Origin of the sequence: Immundisolibacter sp. (assembly GCF_028696615.1) — a bacterium.
Lineage (GTDB): Bacteria > Pseudomonadota > Gammaproteobacteria > Immundisolibacterales > Immundisolibacteraceae > Immundisolibacter.
On sequence record NZ_JAQVGQ010000303.1, the window covers coordinates 1 to 2,733 of the forward strand.

Below are 2,733 nucleotides of genomic sequence, written 5' to 3' on the forward strand. Positions count from 1 at the left end.
AGGTACCTCGACGATCCCAAGTTCCCCGGCATCGGTTGGCGCTCGCTGGAGCCTTTCCGGGACAACTGGCAGATCTTCAAGTAATCACATCCCTGTGGCCGAATTCCCGCTCGATCGCCCGCGCCAAGGCCGGCAAGGCGCCTTGCACGCCTGCCGCGAGATCGAACCGGCGCTTCAGATCCACCCGCCGCACCAGCACGGCGATCGGAATCTCCTGGCCGCGCTGCAGGCGCTTGACGCCGCTGCGCTCGCGCTCGGCACGCTTGAAGCGGCCAAGCTGCGCGGCGTTCTCCCGGAGGTTCTCGGCCATCAGCAGCACGCGGCCGTCCTTCTCGACGAAGAAGGCGTTGCCCGAGCGCATCAGGCCGTCGATCACGGCCTTGAAACGCTTGGGGCCGATGCGGGTGGGCAGCAGCGGGATCAGCATCCGGCCCGCCACCGTGCCGCCGTGCGTGTGGATGCCGAGCCAGGGGATTCGGCTTCCCACCCACAGGGCGGGCAGGCGATCGGGTTTCTTGTCGAACACCTTGGCTTGCAGCGAGGCGAAGAAGCTCGCGCGCCGCACCTGGAAGGCGCTGCGCATCTGGGCGCGGGCGGCCTCGCGCACCTCGCGGCCGCCTACAGCCATCCCCTTAGCCACCGCCGCGTGGATCGCCCGCCGGCGTTCGGCGCTCCAGGCCGAGAGCCGCCTCGGATCGAGCAGTCCCTCGGTGGTGAGCGTCAGTTTCATGGCCGCACGTCCTCCCACAACTCGCGCTGCAGCCGCTCGATGGCCGCCCGGTCGCCCTGGGCCGCCACTGCGTGCAAGGCCAGCCGCAAGGCGTTCTGCCGGCGCTCCTGTCGCTCGTGGGCGGCCAGCAAGCCGCGCACTTGCGTGAGCGTGTAGCCCATCACCTCGGCGGGGCGGTGACCGCAGGCGACGAGCCGGGCGACGGCATCGTCCCAGCCGAGAGGATCGGCGCCAGCCGCTCGCCCACCTGCGCGATGCTCGGCGCCACCTGCCGCACGAAAAAATCCGCGTTCACCTCGAACACGGCGGCGGCCAGGGTGACGGCCTCGTCGAGCGCCAGCCCCTCGATCCAGGCACGCTCGCGCCGGGTGGCGAGCGCGAGCAGATCCAGCACCGCCTCGCCGTGCCGGGCCAGCAGCGCGAGCCAATCCGGCTCGGCCGAGAGATCGGCGGCGATGGGCCGCACCGCGGCGAGGATCCGCGGCAACTCGCCCAGCCGGATCGGCGTGAGTTCCACCGCGGTGCCCGCCACCGTGACCACCTGGGGCACGGGCGGGAAGGTCTGGAAGTCGGTATTGCTATCGGTCATCGCCATCCCCTTACAAGAGCACCAGGCGGCCGAACTGGCCGAGCTCGCCGTCGGTGGGTTTGGAGAGGTCCGCCAGCACCTGGCCGGAGAGTTCGAACTTCAGCAGTTCGTCGGTGATGATCGAAAGCTCCTTGGCCGGGTTGATCGCCACGCGATAGAGGTCGATCACCACCTCGCGGTTGGCGTCGGCGGTGTTCAGGCCCTCGAAGCGGATCCAGCGCTCGGGCAGCGGCCGGGTGAACATCGCCGTGCTCTGCGCGGCACCAAAGGCGTAATCGACGGTGAAGGGCTCGACATAGGGGCCGCCGGTCGTGGCGTCGAGGATCAGCACCGAGCCGTGCTTGGCATGCACCTGGACCTGCGTCGCCGGCAGGGGCTTGGGCGGGCTGTCGGAATCCTGGATCTGCACCGCCGAGACGTTCTGGTGTGCGAGCGGATAGAGGTGGCCCGCGGTCACCGGGTTGGGCAGCGCCTCGCCGGTGACCGTGCCCGGTGCCACCGTGGTCGAGTGGCCGTAGAGGGCGAGCGCGAGGTTGCCGCTGCTGAGCTCCTCCAGCGTGCAGGCGAACTCGCCCTTCTTGGTCTTGATGAGCTGCAGGTCGGTGAGGCGCTGGCCGGACTGCGCCTCCTGGTGTTCCAGCGTCTCCACCGACAGCGACACCTTCAGTTCCGGCACGTTGCCGACGAAGGTGAGGCCGGCGGGGTTGCCGGCCGCATCGCGCGCGCCGATGTAGACGCGCCCTTGTCCGGAGAAGTAGGCCATGGTCAGTCTCCCGTGGGGGTGGGCGTGGACGGGGCCGCGGCGGCGGGACCGTCACGGCGCGAGGGTTTGAGGGATGCGGCCGGCGCCGGGGAGTCCGGCGTGACGAGCCGGGCCGCGCCCTGGGCGATCAGCCAGCGGGCGCTGGCCTCGGGCAGGTCCAGCCGCGCGCCGGCGCTCAAGCGCCGACCGGCGTGGGTGTGGGCTTGGAGCAGTTCGATGTGCATTGGATGGGTCATCCCGTGGTCGTGAGGTCGGTCAGCGTGGTGCGGTAGCGGATCTCGTAGCGCGCCGGCAGCGTCACCGTGCCGGCATCGAGGTCGTCGGCGTCCCAGTCGGCGTCGAGCTCGCGCACCGCGAGCGCCAGGCCGCCCAGGTTCGGGTCCGCGAGCACGGCGGCGTGGGCGGCGACGATCAGCCGGTCGGCCGCGTCGAAGGCGTCCGCGCCGCGCGCGAGCGCGACCAGGCGCACGGTGAGCGCCCGGTCCACCAGCCGGTTGGCATGCGCGGTGAGGGCGTCGCCCTCGACGAAGACGAGCAGTGCCGGGCCGGCCTCGCGGGGCAGCGGTGTGGCCGGCTGGCGCAGCACGGGCGCCGGGGCCAGGGCCGCCCTGAGCCGATCGATCAGGATGCGCAGCAGGCGCTCGCGCACCG

6 protein-coding genes are annotated in these 2,733 nt (G+C 71.4%); all 6 read right to left on the reverse strand.

What is annotated here, in order from left to right; translation table 11 throughout:
* Positions 1 to 76: 76 nt before the first annotated feature.
* Genes PHC73_RS13545 through PHC73_RS13570 form a run of 6 tightly spaced genes read right to left on the reverse strand, consistent with a single transcriptional unit; the run spans position 77 to position 2,731 of the window.
* The gene (locus PHC73_RS13545; protein WP_300129315.1) at positions 77 to 730 is read right to left on the reverse strand and encodes a DUF6441 family protein; all 654 of its coding nucleotides are present in this window, start codon (positions 728 to 730) and stop codon (positions 77 to 79) included.
* Entirely contained in the window at positions 727 to 891 is a 165-nt protein-coding gene (locus tag PHC73_RS13550; RefSeq protein WP_300129317.1) for a hypothetical protein, read from the reverse strand. The genes PHC73_RS13545 and PHC73_RS13550 overlap by 4 nt, the downstream gene beginning before the upstream one ends.
* The gene (locus PHC73_RS13555; protein WP_132766462.1) at positions 891 to 1,319 is read right to left on the reverse strand and encodes a DUF6631 family protein; all 429 of its coding nucleotides are present in this window, start codon (positions 1,317 to 1,319) and stop codon (positions 891 to 893) included. Before PHC73_RS13555 ends, PHC73_RS13550 begins: the two co-directional genes overlap by 1 nt.
* Positions 1,320 to 1,329: 10 nt before the next feature.
* Positions 1,330 to 2,082, reverse strand: coding sequence for a hypothetical protein (locus PHC73_RS13560; RefSeq protein ID WP_300129321.1), 753 nt, complete (start codon positions 2,080 to 2,082; stop codon positions 1,330 to 1,332).
* A 2-nt stretch (positions 2,083 to 2,084) separates the two neighbouring features.
* Complete coding sequence (locus PHC73_RS13565) at positions 2,085 to 2,306, reverse strand: hypothetical protein (RefSeq protein WP_123770460.1); 222 nt, start codon at positions 2,304 to 2,306, stop codon at positions 2,085 to 2,087.
* Between the two features lie 8 nt (positions 2,307 to 2,314).
* A complete protein-coding gene (locus PHC73_RS13570) occupies positions 2,315 to 2,731 on the reverse strand; it encodes a hypothetical protein (protein ID WP_300129323.1) in 417 nt (138 codons plus the stop codon).
* Positions 2,732 to 2,733 lie beyond the last annotated feature (2 nt).